This is a genomic window from Saccharothrix longispora (assembly GCF_030852425.1).
Taxonomy (GTDB): domain Bacteria; phylum Actinomycetota; class Actinomycetes; order Mycobacteriales; family Pseudonocardiaceae; genus Actinosynnema; species Actinosynnema longispora.
Window position 1 is genome coordinate 19,823 of sequence record NZ_NSDM01000011.1, and the last position, 15,686, is coordinate 35,508.

Annotated in this window: 14 protein-coding genes; 7 read left to right on the forward strand and 7 right to left on the reverse strand. The window is 74.3% G+C overall.

From position 1 onward, the window contains the following. Positions 1 to 195: 195 nt before the first annotated feature. From bdeA to CKY47_RS24020, 3 genes are all read left to right on the forward strand, one after another. Complete coding sequence (gene bdeA, locus CKY47_RS24010) at positions 196 to 1,104, forward strand: bis(hydroxyethyl) terephthalate hydrolase (protein ID WP_442638272.1); 909 nt, start codon at positions 196 to 198, stop codon at positions 1,102 to 1,104. 373 nt (positions 1,105 to 1,477) lie between these two features. Then, positions 1,478 to 2,104 carry an RNA polymerase sigma factor gene (locus CKY47_RS24015; RefSeq protein ID WP_306748313.1) on the forward strand — a complete coding sequence of 209 codons (627 nt, stop codon included), beginning with the start codon at positions 1,478 to 1,480 and terminating at the stop codon, positions 2,102 to 2,104. Beyond that, a complete protein-coding gene (locus CKY47_RS24020) occupies positions 2,101 to 2,958 on the forward strand; it encodes a hypothetical protein (protein ID WP_306748316.1) in 858 nt (285 codons plus the stop codon). The genes CKY47_RS24015 and CKY47_RS24020 overlap by 4 nt, the downstream gene beginning before the upstream one ends. Positions 2,959 to 2,964: 6 nt before the next feature. On the opposite strand, the gene CKY47_RS24025 is transcribed toward CKY47_RS24020, so the two are convergent. Then, entirely contained in the window at positions 2,965 to 3,423 is a 459-nt protein-coding gene (locus tag CKY47_RS24025; RefSeq protein ID WP_306748317.1) for an Lrp/AsnC family transcriptional regulator, read from the reverse strand. A gap of 93 nt (positions 3,424 to 3,516) precedes the next feature. On the opposite strand from CKY47_RS24025, the gene CKY47_RS24030 reads away from it, so the two are divergent. From CKY47_RS24030 to CKY47_RS24040, 3 genes are all read left to right on the forward strand, one after another. Then, positions 3,517 to 4,326 (forward strand): LLM class flavin-dependent oxidoreductase, encoded by an 810-nt coding sequence (locus tag CKY47_RS24030; protein WP_306748318.1) that lies wholly within the window; start codon positions 3,517 to 3,519, stop codon positions 4,324 to 4,326. After that, the gene (locus tag CKY47_RS24035) at positions 4,323 to 4,751 is read left to right on the forward strand and encodes a nucleoside deaminase (RefSeq protein WP_306748319.1); all 429 of its coding nucleotides are present in this window, start codon (positions 4,323 to 4,325) and stop codon (positions 4,749 to 4,751) included. The genes CKY47_RS24030 and CKY47_RS24035 overlap by 4 nt, the downstream gene beginning before the upstream one ends. 174 nt (positions 4,752 to 4,925) lie before the next feature. Beyond that, a complete protein-coding gene (locus tag CKY47_RS24040) occupies positions 4,926 to 5,597 on the forward strand; it encodes a lytic polysaccharide monooxygenase auxiliary activity family 9 protein (RefSeq protein ID WP_306748321.1) in 672 nt (223 codons plus the stop codon). Positions 5,598 to 5,707: 110 nt separating this feature from the next. Here the strand turns inward: CKY47_RS24040 and manA are convergent, their stop codons facing one another. From manA to CKY47_RS24070, 6 genes are all read right to left on the reverse strand, one after another. Further along, entirely contained in the window at positions 5,708 to 6,805 is a 1,098-nt protein-coding gene (gene manA, locus CKY47_RS24045; protein WP_306748322.1) for a mannose-6-phosphate isomerase, class I, read from the reverse strand. 16 nt (positions 6,806 to 6,821) lie between these two features. Beyond that, on the reverse strand, positions 6,822 to 7,784 hold the full coding sequence (locus CKY47_RS24050) for an ROK family protein (RefSeq protein ID WP_306748323.1): 963 nt from the start codon (positions 7,782 to 7,784) through the stop codon (positions 6,822 to 6,824). Between the two features lie 133 nt (positions 7,785 to 7,917). Then, complete coding sequence (locus CKY47_RS24055) at positions 7,918 to 8,925, reverse strand: Gfo/Idh/MocA family protein (RefSeq protein ID WP_306748324.1); 1,008 nt, start codon at positions 8,923 to 8,925, stop codon at positions 7,918 to 7,920. Between the two features lie 10 nt (positions 8,926 to 8,935). Then, positions 8,936 to 9,916: an L-glyceraldehyde 3-phosphate reductase gene (mgrA, locus tag CKY47_RS24060; protein WP_306748325.1), complete on the reverse strand. Its 981-nt coding sequence runs from the start codon at positions 9,914 to 9,916 to the stop codon at positions 8,936 to 8,938. Then, positions 9,913 to 10,773: a LacI family DNA-binding transcriptional regulator gene (locus CKY47_RS24065; RefSeq protein WP_306748326.1), complete on the reverse strand. Its 861-nt coding sequence runs from the start codon at positions 10,771 to 10,773 to the stop codon at positions 9,913 to 9,915. Before CKY47_RS24065 ends, mgrA begins: the two co-directional genes overlap by 4 nt. Then, positions 10,770 to 13,259 (reverse strand): glycoside hydrolase family 2 protein, encoded by a 2,490-nt coding sequence (locus CKY47_RS24070; RefSeq protein ID WP_306748327.1) that lies wholly within the window; start codon positions 13,257 to 13,259, stop codon positions 10,770 to 10,772. The genes CKY47_RS24065 and CKY47_RS24070 overlap by 4 nt, the downstream gene beginning before the upstream one ends. Positions 13,260 to 13,378: 119 nt before the next feature. Between CKY47_RS24070 and CKY47_RS24075 the strand changes: the two genes are divergently transcribed. Further along, entirely contained in the window at positions 13,379 to 15,499 is a 2,121-nt protein-coding gene (locus CKY47_RS24075) for an alpha-galactosidase (RefSeq protein WP_306748328.1), read from the forward strand. Positions 15,500 to 15,686 lie beyond the last annotated feature (187 nt).

Here is a 15,686-nt window from a genome sequence, read left to right on the forward strand (position 1 = left end):
GTTCCGGTCAAGGGGGTGAGAGCGCTTCCGTGCAGCTAGTCGTCCCGGTAAATGACCGTCGTCCCGGTACTCGTGATTTATTTTCATATTCGACGTGTCGAGACGGAGAACCACTACTTTAGCGGTTGAGTGATATTCCTTACTTGACTTCCGAGTAGGTACACGGGCACGCTCTGCCACCGGGAAGCCCGTCCACTGAGGACTCACCACCAGTCCTTCCCGAACGAGAAGAGCGCAACCATGAGGTCACCCCTGTCCCGCCGCGCCCTGGTCCTGGCCGCGGCGGTCGCCCTCACCACGCCCACCGCGGTCGCCCAGGCCGCCGACAACCCCCACGAGCGCGGACCGGCGCCGACCACCGCGAGCATCGAGGCCGCGCGCGGCCCGTTCGCCACCGCCCAGACCACCGTGTCGTCCCTGGCGGTGTCCGGGTTCGGCGGCGGCACCATCCACTACCCCACCAGCACGGCGGAGGGCACCTTCGGCGCGGTCGCCGTCTCGCCCGGCTACACCGCGGCGCAGTCGAGCATCTCCTGGCTCGGCCCGCGCCTGGCGTCACAGGGCTTCGTCGTGTTCACCATCGACACCAACTCCCGCTACGACCAGCCGTCCTCGCGCGGCGACCAACTGCTCGCGGCCCTGGACTACCTGACCAGGTCCAGCTCCGTGCGCGACCGGATCGACCCCGACCGGCTGGGCGTCATGGGCCACTCGATGGGCGGCGGCGGCGCGCTGGAGGCCACCAAGGACCGACCCTCGCTCCAGGCGTCGATCCCGTTGACCGCCTGGAACACCACCAAGAGCTGGCCCACCGTGCGGACGCCGACGCTCCTCATCGGCGCGGAGAACGACTCCGTCGCCTCGGTGACCACGCACTCCGAGCGGTTCTACACCGGCCTGCCGTCCACCCTGGACAAGGCGTACCTGGAGCTGAACGGCGCGAGCCACTTCGCGCCCAACACCCCCAACACGACGATCGCGAAGTACAGCATCGCGTGGCTCAAGCGGTTCATCGACGACGACACCCGCTACGAGCAGTTCCTGTGCCCGGCGCCGCGCGGCACGGCCATCTCCGAGTACCGCGACACCTGCCCGCATTCCTGACCCGGTCCCACCCGCCCGTTCGACGCGGTCGACCGGTGGGCCGACCGGCGGTGCCGTCCGCCCTGTTCAGAGGGGTGAACAGCACCGCCGGTCCGACCCGGGAAAGCGCTTGCCACGATGAACGGCCATGCGTTACCTTCCATTGTGGGAGCGTTCCCAGAACCTGTCCGGCGGGTGCCAGGACGTCCCGGCGACGCACCGGCGGCGGGCGTTGCCGGGGTCGAAGGGCCGTCGCCGGCGTGGACGGGCACCGCGTGAGCGCTCACGCGACGCCCGCGGGTCTCCTCGTGGCGACCCCCGCGCCGGCGGCGGCTCCGACGGCTCCCGCCCGCCGTGGTGGCAACACCCCCGCCGCGAGCGGCCACTACGGGACATGACGATCGACGACCCCCGCGAGCGCGGGCCGGACGAGCGAGGTCCGGACGACCGGGCGCTGTGGGACCAGGCCGCGGCCGGCAGCGGGCACGCCTTCGGCGTCCTGTTCGACCGGCACGCCAAGGCCGTCTACAACCACTGCTTCCGGCTGACCGCGTCGTGGAGCGCCGCCGAGGACCACCTCCAGAGCACCTTCCTGCTGGCGTGGCGCAAGCGCGACGGGCTGCGGCTGGAGCACGACTCGGCCCTGCCGTGGCTGCTGGCCGTGGCGACCAACGTGGTGCGCGGCGACCGGCGCGCGCTGGCGCGGCGGCTGCGGCTGTTCCGGCGCGCCCCCGCCGAAGCCCCGGTGCCCGACCACGCCGACCTCGTCGCCGAGCGCGTCGACGACCAGCGGCGGATGGCGGTGCTGCTGGCCGCGGTGGAGGAGCTGCCCCGCAACGAGCGGGAGGCGCTCGCGCTGTGCGTGTGGTCCGGGGTGTCCTACGCGGACGCCGCGGGAGTGCTCGGCATCGCCGAGGGCAGCGTGCGTGCCCGGGTCAGCAAGGCCAAGGCCCGGTTGACCCGCAGGTTGGGCCCGCCACCCGCCGTCGCCGTCCCCGCGTTGTCCCTGGAGGACCGATGAACAGCACGCTCCCCCCGGCCCGCGACCTGCCGCCGGGCCGGCGGGCCGAGATCCGCGCCGAGCTGGAGCGCGCCGTCTCGCGCGGCGCCCGACGCCTGCGGTACGCGCCGCTGGTCGCCGCCGGTCTCGCGGCGGCGGCCGTGGTCGCGCTGGTCGCCGTGATCGCGCCGGGACAGCGCTCCGGGGGCGCGGAGGTCGCTGCCGACCCGACGACCACCGCCGCGACGACCACCGCCGCGACGACGGCCGCGAAGCTGCCCGGCGCCGACCCGGTGGTCACCGGCCTCACGCCGGAGCGGATCGCCGAGGTCGAGGAGGGCTGCCGGGCGATCGCGGGCGTCCGGGGCACGCCGAGGCTCTACCAGTACGCACCCCGCGCCGGCGGTGACTTCGCCCTGGTCCTCACGGAGGACTCGGCGCTGGACTGCACCGTCGACGGCCCCGGGATGCCCTTCAACTCGGGGCTGCGGTCCGGGTTCGACCTCGGCACGCTGGTGGGGCCGGTGTCCGTCGACCTCAACGGCGGCCGGGCCGGCGGCGACGTGCCGGGCAACAAGGCCCAGTACCGCGGGCAGGCGGGCGCCGAGTTCGTGGCCGGCCGCGTCACGGCGGACGTCGCCTCGGTGACCTGGGAGCAGCGGGGTGAGACCGTGTCGGCCACCGTCGCCAACGGCACGTTCGTCGCCTACCTCGAACACCCGAGCACCTGGGAGATCCCGAACGACTTCACGCTCGGCGAGGTCCGCGCCCACGACGCGTCCGGCCGGTTGCTGGGCGGCTTCGACCCGGCCGGCCGGGGCACGTGGTGCGCCGCCGACCCGGCGCCCTGCGGAGCCGGCACGCGCTGGAGGTGACCCGGCCTACCGGGGCGCGTCGGGCGACGACACGCCCCGGTAGGGCAGGGTCCGGCTGTAGACGATGTTCGTGGTGGTGCTGCCGAACGCCATCAGCTCGTCCACCACCCGTTCCAGGTGCGCCATGGAGGTGGCGGCGACCTTGAGGGTGTAGCAGTCGTCGCCCGTGGTGCGCAGGCACTCCAGCACCTCGCCGCGCTCGGCGAGCAGCGCGCGCAGCGGCTCGTGCCGGTTGCCGGGGTACTTCAGCCGCACGACGGCCAGCACGGCGTAGCCGACCTTCGCCAGGTCCACCTCGGCGTGGTAGCCGGTGACCACGCCGGTGGACTCCAGGCGGCGCAGGCGCTCGGTGGTCGCGGACGCGCTGAGGTTGACCCGGCGGCCCAGCTCGGTGAGCGCGAGGCGGCCGTCCCGTTGCAGCTCGGTCAGGATCGCCCAGTCGGTGGCGTCGAGGTTCACGGCCATCCGGCCAACCTACCGTGGATTCCACGGCCCCGGGCCGTGCGGACCGTGGACGGTCCCTTCACCGGTGGAGCCCTCGCGCCTAGCCTTGGTGGGGTGCGACTCGGTGTGAACGTCCCGAACTTCGGCCCCGGCACCTCACCGGAGGTGCTGCGGAGCTGGGCCCTGACCGTGGAGGGGCTGGGCTTCGACTCCCTGTTCCTGTCCGACCACGTGGTGATCACCCCCGACGTGGCCGAGCAGTACCCGGCGCCGTTCTACGAGCCGTTCACCGCGCTGGCGTGGCTCGCCGGGGTCACCTCGCGGCTGCGGCTCGGCACGAGCGTGGTGGTGCTGCCCTACCGGCACCCGCTGCTGGTGGCCCGGATGTCGGCCAACCTCGCGGACCTGTCCGGCGGACGGTTCGCGCTGGGCGTCGGCGTCGGCTGGGCGCGGCAGGAGTACGCCGCGCTGGGGGTGCCGTTCGAGGCGCGCGGCCGGCTCACGGACGAGGGGCTGGCGGTGGTGCGGGAGCACGCGCCGGACGTGCCCGTGTGGGTGGGCGGGCACTCCGACGCGGCGCTGCGGCGGGCCGTGCGGTTCGGCGACGCGTGGCACGGGCTGCGGTTGACGCCCGCCGCGTTCCGGGACGCGCTGGCGCGGCTGCGGGCGATCGCCGACCGCGAGGAGCGGCCCGTGCCCGCGCCCGCCCCGCGCGTCCTGCTGAGGCTGGGGTCCGCGGTCGACGGGGAGCGGCGGCTGCTCGGCGAGGGTTCGACCGGGCAGGTGGTGGACGACCTGGCGGCGCTGCTGGCCGCCGGGGCGGAGGAGGTGGTGCTGGACCCGTTCGTCGGCGACCCCGACGAGACCCGGCACCCGGAGGTCGCGTGGCAGGCGCTCGCGACCGTGCGGAAGGAGTTCGGATGAGCCTGCGACGTGCGGTCGAGCTGGCGCGGGAGGCCCGTGCGTCGGGCAACCCGCCGTTCGGGTCGCTGCTGGTCGGCCCGGACGGCCGGGTGCTGGCCGAGGAGCGCAACACCAGCCTGGTGGACGACGACATCACCGCGCACCCGGAGCTGAAGCTGGCCCGGTGGGCGGCGCGTGAGCTGTCGCCGGAGGTCGCGGCGGGCACGACGATGTTCACCAGCTGCCAACCGTGCGGGATGTGCGCGGGCGCGATCGAGCGCTCCGGGCTGGGCCGCGTGGTGTTCGCGCTGTCCGGCGCGCAGCTGGGCGCGCTCAAGCCCGGGGGCGGTTTCCCCGCCGTGCCGACCGAGGGGCCGGACGGGCACGGCGGGGCGGACGTGCTCGCCGAGGCGCGTGCCGCCGTCGAGGGCTACTACTACCGGTAGGTCGGGGGGGTCCGTCGGCCGGTTCGACGCCGTGCGGGTGGGCCGTCCGGGGCAGCCGTCCACGCAACTGCTTCGTACGCGTCCGGGGTTCACAGAAGGTGTCCGGTTCGCTACCTTGGGGAACTGGGAGCGCTCCCAGTCCGGTAGTCGGTACATCCTCAACGTGGAGGACTCATGACCTTCAGACGCGGTCTCCGCACGGTGCTCGGCGTCTTCACCTCGGTCCTGGCGGTCCTCGCCGCCACCGTCGTGGCCCTCATCGGCACAACCGGCGTCGCCAGTGCGCACGGGTCGGTGACCGACCCGCCGTCGCGCAACTACGGTTGTTGGCAGCGCTGGGGCAGCGACCACCTGAACCCGAACATGGGCCAGACGGACCCCATGTGCGCCCAGGCGTGGAAGGCCGACCCCAACGCGATGTGGAACTGGAACGGCCTGTACCGCAACGGTGTCGGGGGCAACCACCAGGGCGCCCTGCCGAACGGCCAGCTGTGCAGCGGCGGTCTCGCCGAGAGCGGCCGGTACCGGGCGCTCGACACGGTGGGCGCGTGGAACACCACCACGAAGCCGCGCCAGTTCACGCTCACCATCACGGACCAGGCGAAGCACGGTGCGGACTACCTCCGCATCTACATCACCCGCCAGGGCGTCAACACGGCCACCCAGCCGCTGCGCTGGAGCGACCTGGAGCTCGTGACCTCCACCGGTCGCTACGGCACCACGGGCCTGTACCAGGCCCAGGTCAACGCGGGCAGCCGCACCGGCCGGCACGTGGTGTTCACGATCTGGCAGGCGAGCCACATGGACCAGGCGTACTACCTCTGCAGCGACGTCGTGTTCCAGTAGGCGGCGGCTCGTCACCCGGAACGGTCCCGCGCACGGGGTCGCGCACGGGGTCGCGCACGGGGTCGCGGTGGTGCCCCCGACCACCGCGACCCCGTGCGGCACGCCGGGGGTCACCCGCCGACGGTGGCCCAGAACGCCTCGCCGTCACCGGTCACCGACGCCGCGTTCGCCGGGTCGTGCGGCAGGAACGCCGACTCGCCGCCGCGCAGCACGACCGACTCGCCGTCTCGGGCGACCACGACGGAACCGCCGGTGCACAGCAGGAGTTGCGGCCCGTCGCCGGGCAGCACGGCCCCGGCGCGCACCGCGTGCAGCCGGAACTCCGGGTCCGGTGTGCGGTAGGTCCTCAGTGGACCGTCCACCTCGACGACCGGCGCCTCCGCCGGACCGGAGCGGTGGTCGAGCAGCGACAGCACGCCGGGCACGTCGACGGCCTTGGGCGTGAGACCCGCGCGCAGCACGTTGTCCGAGTTGGCCATCAGCTCCACGCCGACACCGCGCAGGTGGGCGTGCAGGACGCCCGGGCGCACGTACACGGCCTGCCCCGGCTCCAGCACCACCGCGTTCAGCAGCAGGGCCGCGACCACGCCCGCGTCCGCCGGGTGGACCCGCGCCAGGTCCGCGACGTGCCGGAGCGCGGGCACGCCCGCCGCCGCCCGCGCCACCTCGTCGACCACGGCGCCGCCCTCGCGCAGCGCCCAGCGCAGCGCGCCCGCGGTGTCGCCCGCGGCCAGCGCGGCGCGCATCGGGTCGAGCCCGGGGACGCCCAGCTCGCGCAGCAGCGCCCGCGTCGCGGCGGGGTCGCGGAAGCCGGACAGCGTCTCGAAGTCGGTGAGCGCCACCAGCACCTCGGGCTTGCCGCGGTCGTCGCGGTAGCCGTGCTCGGCGAACCCGGTCCGGGCCCGCTCGCGGTCCGGGTGCACCTGGAGCGACAGCGGCGCGTCGACGGCCAGCACCTTCAGCAGGAACGGCAGCCGGGGACCGAACGCGGCCAGGCTCGCCGGCCCGAGCAGGCCGGCCGGGTTGGCGGCGAGGTGGGCGTCGAGCGGCACGCCGCAGCCCGCCAGTCGAGACGGGTCGTCGGGGTGCGCGCCGACCCACAGCTCCGCCTGGGGCGTCGGGCTCGGCGACGGCTCGCCGCGCATCTCCGCGAGCGCGGTCCGCGAGCCCCAGTGGTACTCGCGCACGACGGCGTCCAGCTTGCGCACGGCACTCCCCCGCACGTCAGATCCCGACCGGCAGCGACGGGGCCCGGTCGCCCGCGAGCAGCGCGGCGGCGCCGATCAGCCCCGAGTCCACGCCCAGCGTCGCCGGTCGGACCTCGACCCGGCGCATGAAGTCCAGCCCCGAGTAGGCGGCCAGCGGTTCGACCACGGCGGGTTCGAGCAGGTCCCAGGCCTGCGCCACGCCGCCGCCGATCACCACCCGGTCGATCTCGCACAGCGCCGAGGCCACCGTGACGACGCGGGCGACCGCCTCGCCGGACCTCCGGAACGCCGCCCGCGCGGTGGGGTCGCCCGCCCGCGCCGACGCCGCGAGCGCGACGCCGTCGGCCGTGCCGCCGAGCGGCCGCCACCCCTGCTCCAGCGCCCAGCGCACCATCGCCGGGCCGCTGGCGACGGCCTCCGAGCAGCCCTGCGCGCCGCACCCGCACAGCGGCCCGGCGGGGTCGACCACGAAGTGGCCGACGTGCCCGGCGTTGCCCGTGGTGCCGAAGTGGGGCCGGCCGTCGAACACGAACCCGCCGCCGACGCCGGTGGACACGACCATGCCGAGCAGGCACGCGCTGCCGCGCCCGGTGCCGTGGTGGTACTCGGCGAGCGCCATGCACAGCGCGTCGCCGCCGAGCCGCACCGGCAGGCCGGGGAGGAGTCCGGCGACGTGCGCGGTGACGGGGAAGTCGCGCCAGCCGGGGATGTTGACCGGGCTGACGGTGCCCGCGCGCAGGTCCATCGGCGCCGCCGAGGCGATGCCGACGCCCAGGAGTTCGCGCCCCAGCACGGCGGCGCGGTCGGCCACCTCGGTCACGACCCCCGCGAGCGCCCGCCAGACGGTCCCCGCGTCACCGGCGGGCGTCGGCGCGGTGCGGCGGGCGAGCACGGTGCCGTCCGGCCCGACCAGGGCCGCCGCGAGCTTCGTGCCGCCGATGTCGAGGGCGACCGCGACGGGATCGGGTGCGTGGCACATGGAACTTAGTTAAGCGGTTAAGTAAAGTTCCGTCAAGGGCGTTGCGGCTCGTCCTCCGACCGCACCCCCCGCACCCGCTCCGCGCCGTCGCGGTCCACTCCGGACACACGGCCGCCGGGTCACCGCCCCCGGCTCACCCGGTGCCCGGCACGCGCACCTCGACGCGGGCGCCGCCCCGTTCGAGGCTGTCCCAGGCCGCCAGCAGCACGGCCACCGTGCCCAGGTTCGCCCGGCCGGACAGGGACGACGCCCGGCCCTCGTGGACGGCGTCCGCGAAGTCCCGCACCACGGCCACGCGGTCGCCCACGCCCGCCTTCGACGGCGGGGCGTCCACCGGCACGGTCTCCGGCGGCAGGCCGGCCCGGTGCACCGTCACGCGGGACAGGTTGACCAGGCTCTCCCCCGACCACTCCACCGCGCCGCCGTCGCCCTCGATCACCCACTCGCCGGACCACGGCGTGGTGGTCGCCTGGCTGCTGGTCGACGCGCTGTACTCGACCAGCGCGCCACCGACCAGCTCCAGGGTCGCGGAGAACGACGACAGCAGCGCGTCCGGGTCCTGACCGCGCCGCCAGCGGTGGGCGGTGACCGCGACGACCTCGGCCAGCAGGTGCCTGACCAGGTCGAAGTGGTGCGCGGCCAACTGGTGCAGGACCGAGGTGTCCGGTGACGGCCCGAGCGCCTGGAAGCGGTGGTCGCGCCGGAACGACACGCGGGCGTTGCGGACCTGCCCGACGTGCGCCAGCGCCTCCTTCGCGACCGCGACCGCCGGGAAGAAGCGGTGGTTCTGGGACACCAGCAGGACCAGGCCGCGCGACTCGGCCAGCTCGACCAGCTCCACCGCCTCGGCCGGGTCCAGCGTGAACGGCTTCTCCAGCAGCACGTGCCTGCCCGCCTCCAGGGCGGTCCGCGCCAGCGGGCCGTGCGCGCCCAGGGAGGTGGTGACCAGGACCGCGTCGAAGTCGGCCGACCAGTCGACGGCGGCCGACGCCGGGGCGCCGGTCAGCGCGGTGAACTCCGCGCGCCGCAACGGGTCGGTGTCCACGAAGCCGACCGCGGCCAGCTCCGGCGCCTCGGGCAGGACGCGCACCGCCCAGTCGGTGCCCCACGCGCCCAGTCCTACCTGGACGGTCCTGATCACCGCTCCGCCGTCACAGGTGGCGCTCGATCTCGGCCAGTTCGTCGTCCGTGAAGTCCAACCGCGCGGTCGCCGCCACGTTGTCCTCCAGCTGCCGCACGCTCGACGCGCCCACCAGCGCGGAGGTGACGTTGCGCAGCACCCACGCGATGGCGAGCTGCGCCAGCGTCTGACCGCGCCCCTCGGCGACGGCGTTCAGGGCCCGCACCTTCGCCAGCGTCGCCTCGTCGAGCCGGTCGGCGGCGAGGAACGGCGACGAGCCGGCCGCGCGGGAGTCCGCGGGGATGCCGTGGAGGTAGCGGTCGGTCAGCACGCCCTGCGCCAGCGGCGAGAACGCGATGCTGCCCGCGCCCACCTCGGCCAGCACGTCCAGCAGGCCGTCCTCGACCCACCGGTTGAACATCGAGTACGACGGCTGGTGGATCAGCAGCGGCGTGCCCAGCCCGCGCAGCACCGCCGCGGCCTCGCGGGTCTGCTCGGCCGAGTAGTTGGAGATGCCGGCGTAGAGCGCCTTGCCGGAGCGGACGGCGTGGTCGAGCGCGCCCATCGTCTCCTCGATCGGCGTGTCCGGGTCCGGCCGGTGGTGGTAGAAGACGTCCACGTGGTCGAGGCCGAGCCGGCGCAGCGACCGGTCCAGCGAGGACAGCAGGTGCTTGCGGGAGCCCCACTCGCCGTACGGGCCCTCCCACATGTCGTACCCGGCCTTGGTGGAGACCAGGATCTCGTCCCGGTGCGCCGCGAGGTCCAGGGCGAACAGCCGGCCGAAGTTCTCCTCCGCGCTGCCGGGCGGCGGGCCGTAGTTGTTCGCCAGGTCGAAGTGCGTCACGCCCAGGTCGAACGCCCGGCGCAGGATCGCGCGCTGGCCGTCCAGCGCCTTGTCGTGGCCGAAGTTGTGCCACAGGCCCAGGGACACGGCGGGCAGCTTCAGCCCGCTGCGGCCGGACCGGCGGTAGGGCATGGACTCGTAGCGGTCGGCGGCGGGCTGGTGGGTCATGGTCTCCCCTGGTGCGGTGCGGCCGTGCTGGCGCGCGGGACGAGCGTCGCGGTGGGCGACCAGCGCTCGGCGACGTCGCCGCCGCCGACCAGCTCCAGCACCGATTCCGCGACGGTGACGCCGAACTGGTGCACGTCCACGCTCATGGTGGTGAGCGCGGGCGACGCCAGCCGGCACAGCGACGAGTCGTCCCAGGCGACGAGGCTGAGCCGCTCGGGCACGGCGAAGCCCAGTTCCTTGGCGACGCCCAGGCCGGCCACGGCCATCACGTCGTTGTCGTAGAGGATCGCGGTGGGCGGCTCGGCGGCGTCGAGCAGGGTCGCGGTGAGCTTCGCCCCGGACTCCTCGGAGTAGTCGCCCTCCAGCACGACGGGCTCGACGTCCGCCCGCGCGCACCCCTCCAGGAGCGCGGCGGTGCGCGCCCTGGTGTGCAGCAGGGTCTCCGGGCCGGTGACCCGGGCGATCCGCCGGTGGCCCAGCTCCAGCAGGTACGCGAGGGCCTCGCGGACCGGTCCGGCGTCGTCCGAGCGGACGGCGGGCACGGCGAGCTCGTCCGGTTCGCCGACGAACAGCGCGGGCAGGCCCATCTCCCGCAGGACGGCCGGGCGGTGGTCGTCGACGGTGCGGTTCACGACCACCACCGCGTCGACCACGCCGCCCGCCGCCCACCGGCGGTAGGCGGCGATCTCGGCGTCCTCGGTGCCCACGACGTGCAGCAGGACGGAGCGGTCGTCCTCCGCCAGCCGTTCCTCGATGCCCGCGATGAACTCCATGAAGAACGGCTCCGCGCCCAGCAGCCGCGCGGGGCGGGCCAGGACGAGGCCGACCGAACGGGTGGAGGCGGAGCCGGTGGTCACGTCCGCACCGCGCTCAGGGCGTTGGCGGAGCGCAGCACCAGCGGGCCGGTGAGCGCGGTCGGGTCGGCCAGCTCCGCGGCGGTGCGCACCAGGAACGAGTGCGACTCGCCCGCGGCCAGCGTGACCAGGGCGTCGTCCACGACGGCGTCCTCGGCGACCCGGTCCGGCAGCAGGGCGACGTCGCGGGCGAACGAGGAGGCGGCGACGTCCACCCGGTAGCCGCCGTCGACCCGGGTGACCTCGGCGGACAGCGGGGCGGGGTGGTAGGCCAGCTCCAGGTCCTCCAGGAACACGTGCGCGGCGCGCGCGTCGGCCGTGCTCACGACCAGCACCTCTCCCTTCGGGTCGGTGGGCGTCACGAGGTCCTCCGCCAGCTCCAGCGTCGCCACCGACCGCGCCGGCACGTCGAGCGGAATCGTAGCCGCCGCCAGGACCTCCCCCGCGAACGTCTGCCGCGTGACCGCCACCTCACCGGTCCAGGCCGCGCCGGTGTCGTTGACGGCGAGCAGCGCGTCCCGGCCGTCGCGCGGCTGCACGGTGAGCAGGCGCGGCGCGAAGGCGTGCCGCAGCGCGTAGTAGAGCGGCTTGGGGCGCTCGTCGCCGTCCACGGCGGCCCACGACGTCACCGGCCAGCAGTCGTTGAGCTGCCAGACGACGGCGCCCGCCGTGCGCGGCCAGTGCGAGCGGAAGTGCTCGATCCCGAACGCGACGGCGCGGGCCTGGTTGAGCTGGGTCGCCCAGTGCCAGTCCTCGAACGACCGGGGCGCCGGCAGGTGCGGCGCGAGGCCCCGGTCCAGCTTGCCGTTGCCGTCCTCGGCCTTCTGGTGCAGCAGGAACCCGGGCGAGGTGGGCGTCATCGGCTCGTCGTGCACCCATGTGGTGAGCGTCGCCCAGGTGGGCGGGCCCTGGAAGCCGAACTCGGAGCAGAAGCGGGGCGTGAAGTCACGGTAGTGGGTGTAGTCGAGGCGGTTCCACACCTCCCACTCGTGCCGGGTGCCGTGGGTGTCCTCGTTGGGGTGCAGGTCGCCGGGGCTGTACGGGCTGCCCGGCGAGTACGGCCGGGTCGGGTCCAGCTCGGCGACGATCGCGGGCAGCAGCTCCTCGTAGAACCGCAGGCCCCAGGTGCGCCCCTGGAGCTGTTCCTGCCAGCCCCAGTCCTGGTAGCCCCACAGGTTCTCGTTGTTGCCGTTCCACAGCGCCAGGGAGGCGTGCGAGGTCAGCCGGGCGACGTTCTCGCGGGCCTCGGCCTCGACCTCCTCCCACATCGGGGACTCCTCGGCGTAGGCGGCGCAGGCGAACGGGAAGTCCTGCCAGACCAGCACGCCGCGCTCGTCGCAGACGTCGTAGAAGTCCTCGGTCTCGTAGATGCCGCCGCCCCAGATGCGGAGCATGTTCATGTTGGCGTCCACGGCCTGCTCGACGCGGCGGACCAGGCGGTCGCGGGTGACGCGGGTGAGGAAGTGGTCGTCGGGAATCCAGTTGGCGCCCTTGGCGAACACGCGCACGCCGTTCACGACGAAGGTGAACGGCGAACCGACCTCGTCGGGTTCGGTGTCCACGGTGATCGTGCGGAAACCGACGCGCCGGTCCCGCGCGTCGACCTCGACGCCGTCCGCTTCGAGGGTGACGCGCAGGTCGTAGAGGGGGTGGTCGCCGTAGCCGACGGGCCACCACAGGTCGACGCCCGGCACCTCGGCGGCCACCACGGCGGTGTCGCCGTCCACCGCGACCCGCCGCTCGACGCCGCCGACCGAGGCGACGACGACGAGGTCCGCGCCGGCCGCGCCATCGGCTCCGGCGCGGTCGGCTCCGGCGCGGTCGGCTCCGGCGCGGTCGACGGCGACGTGCACCTCGACCCGGCCGGTGCCGCCGGCGTCCACCGTGACCAGCGGGCGCACCTCGCGGAAGCGCGCGGCGGACCAGCGCTCCAGCCGCACCGGCTTCCAGATGCCCGCGGTCTGGAGGTCGGGGCCCCAGTCCCAGCCGAACGAGCAGGCCATCTTGCGCACCGCGTTGAACGGGTGGCCGTAGGCGCGGTCGCGGCGGCCCAGCGCCTCCTCCTGCTCCTCGGCGTGGGCGAGGGCGGAGCGGAACGTGACGACCAGCTCGTTGGCGCCGTCGCGCAGGGCGTCGCGCACGTCGAAGCGGTACGACCGGTGCATGTTGGCGGTGCGGCCGAGGACCCGGCCGTTCAGCTCGACGGTGGCGACGGTGTCCAGGCCGTCGAACGCCAGCTCGACCGCCTCGCCGTCGCGCGGCCCGTCGGCCTCGAACGTGGTGGCGTAGCGCCAGTCCGCGCGGTGCATCCACACCAGCTCGGACTCGTTCGTGTCGAGGTAGGGCTCGGGGATCAGACCCGCCGCGAGCAGGTCGAGGTGCGTGCTGCCGGGGACGGCGGCCGGGACCTCGCGACCCGCGACGTCCGCCGGCACCGGCCCGCCCACCGCGCTCACACGCCACCCGTCGTGCAAGGTCGTACGGATCATCGTTCCTCTTTCCGGCGGCGACGGTGGGTTTCTGCCCTGTGAACACCAAGGTATGGCGATTCTTACGCCAGCAACTAAAGTAAGTCAACGAGGTTCACCACCAGAGAGGAAGGCCACAAGTGGCAGACGTGAGGCACCTGCGCGCGGCGGGGGTGAGCCTGGTGCTGGACTTCACCGACGGCACCCTCCCCCGGGTCCGCCACTGGGGCGCGGACCTGGGCGCGCTCTCCGAGTCCGAACTCGACGCGGTGGTGCTGGCCCGGTCGCCGCACCCCATCGGCTTCTCCGTGGACGGCGCCGTGGACGTGGCCGTGCTGCCCGAGCAGTCGGCCGGCTGGCTCGGCACGCCCGGCATCGTCGGCAACCGCGCCGGGCGCGACTTCTCCACCGCGTTCCGCGTCCTGTCGGTGGACGGGCCGGTGGTGCGCGCGGTGGACGAGGCGGCCGGGCTGGAGCTGGAGCTGACGGTCGAACTGCTGCCGTCGGGACTGCTGCGGCAACGCGCCGCGCTCACCAACACCGGCACGGGGCCGTTCGCGGTGGACGCGGTCAACCTGACGCTGCCCGTGCCCGCCGAGGCCGTGGAGCTGCTGGACTTCACCGGCCGCTGGGGGCGCGAGCGCAGCCCGCAGCGGACCGCGTTCACGCAGGGCCTGCGCGTGCGGGAGAACAGGACGGGCCGCACCGGCTACGACTCGGCGTACCTGCTCGCGGCGGGCACGGCGGGCTTCGGCAACCGCTCCGGCGAGGTGTGGGCCGTGCACACCGCCTGGTCCGGCAACCACCGCACGTTCGCCGAGCGCACCTACCACTCGGTGTCACTGCTCGGGTCGGGCGAGCTGCTGCTGTCCGGCGAGGTCGTGCTCGCGCCCGGTGAGGCGTACACGTCGCCGTGGCAGTACGCGTCGTGGGGCGTGGGCCTCGACGAGGTGTCCGCCCGGTTCCACCGGCACCTGCGGTCGCGGCCGTCGCACCCGTCCTCGCCGCGCCCGGTCGTGGTGAACACGTGGGAGGCGGTGTACTTCGACCACGACCTGGCCCGGTTGACCGCGTTGGCGGACGCGGCGGCGTCGGTCGGCGCGGAGCGGTTCGTGCTCGACGACGGCTGGTTCGGCTCGCGCCGCGACGACAAGCGCGGGCTGGGCGACTGGTACGTGTCCGACGAGGTGTGGCCCGACGGCCTGACGCCGCTGACCGACCACGTCACCGGCCTGGGCATGCAGTTCGGCATCTGGGTCGAGCCGGAGATGGTGAACCCCGACTCGGACCTGGCGCGGGCGCACCCGGACTGGCTCATGGCGGCGGGCGACCGGCTTCCCCGTCCCGCGCGGTCGCAGCAGGTGCTCGACCTGGCCCGGCCGGAGGCGTACGCGCACGTCCTGGAGCGGTTGGACGACCTGCTGTCCACCTACCCGGTGTCGTACCTGAAGTGGGACCACAACCGCGACCTCGTCGACGCGGGGCACCGCCCGACCGGCCGCGCGGGCGTGCACGGCCAGACGCTCGCCGTGTACCGGCTGCTCGACGAGCTGCGCGCCCGCCACCCCGGCGTGGAGATCGAGTCGTGCTCGTCCGGCGGGGCGCGGGTGGACCTGGAGGTGCTGGAGCGCACCGACCGGGTGTGGGTGTCGGACTGCATCGACGCGCTGGAGCGGCAGTCCGCGCAGCGGTGGACGAACGCACTGATCCCGCTGGAGCTGATGGGCACGCACGTCGGCGCGGGGACGTCGCACACGACCCACCGGAGCCACCCGCTGGACTTCCGGGCCGGCACGGCGTTGTTCGGGCACTTCGGCATCGAGTGGGACCTGACGGCGGCGTCGCCCTCCGACCTCGACCGGCTGCGGGAGTGGGTGGCGCTCTACAAGTCCCTGCGCGGGCTGCTGCACACCGGGGTCGCCGTGCACGGCGACCACCCGGACCCGGCGGTCGACGTGCACGGCGTGGTGGCGGAGGACGGGTCGGACGCCGTGTTCGCCGTGGTGTCGGTGGCGACGTCGGCCTACTACCCGCCCGGTCCGGTGCGGCTGCCCGGCCTCTCGCCCGACCGCCGCTACCACGTGCGGCCCCTGGCGCCCGGTGACGTGCCGGGCGGGAACGCGGACGACTGGGGCGTGCGGCTGCCGTGGTGGACGCCTTCGGGGGTGACGCTGCCGGGTCGGGTGCTCGGGTCGGCCGGCGTGCAGACCCCGGTGCAGTACCCGGAGAGGTTGGTGCTGCTGCGGGCGACGGCGGTGTGAACCGACATCATTTGACGCCTGATCGAGTGATGAAACGGGAACCGGTGTTCGAATAGCCTGGATTCATGGACGTGTCGCCCGCGCTGCTCTCCGACGATGGTGTGTTCGCCGCCATCGCCGAGACCGAAGCCGCGGCGCGGGCTTGACACCGACACCTATCGGCGATTGGTGCGTGCCGACACGCGGG

What these genes read in the sequence shown, in the direction of transcription:
- mgrA (WP_306748325.1), bottom strand. Translation starts at nt 9,916, where the DNA reads ATGACCCACCAGCCCGCCGCCGACCGCTACGAGTCCATGCCCTACCGC.
- CKY47_RS24070 (WP_306748327.1), bottom strand. Translation starts at nt 13,259, where the DNA reads ATGATCCGTACGACCTTGCACGACGGGTGGCGTGTGAGCGCGGTGGGC.
- CKY47_RS24050 (WP_306748323.1), bottom strand. Translation starts at nt 7,784, where the DNA reads ATGTGCCACGCACCCGATCCCGTCGCGGTCGCCCTCGACATCGGCGGC.
- CKY47_RS24025 (WP_306748317.1), bottom strand. Translation starts at nt 3,423, where the DNA reads ATGGCCGTGAACCTCGACGCCACCGACTGGGCGATCCTGACCGAGCTG.
- CKY47_RS24040 (WP_306748321.1), top strand. Translation starts at nt 4,926, where the DNA reads ATGACCTTCAGACGCGGTCTCCGCACGGTGCTCGGCGTCTTCACCTCG.
- CKY47_RS24035 (WP_306748319.1), top strand. Translation starts at nt 4,323, where the DNA reads ATGAGCCTGCGACGTGCGGTCGAGCTGGCGCGGGAGGCCCGTGCGTCG.
- CKY47_RS24020 (WP_306748316.1), top strand. Translation starts at nt 2,101, where the DNA reads ATGAACAGCACGCTCCCCCCGGCCCGCGACCTGCCGCCGGGCCGGCGG.
- CKY47_RS24015 (WP_306748313.1), top strand. Translation starts at nt 1,478, where the DNA reads ATGACGATCGACGACCCCCGCGAGCGCGGGCCGGACGAGCGAGGTCCG.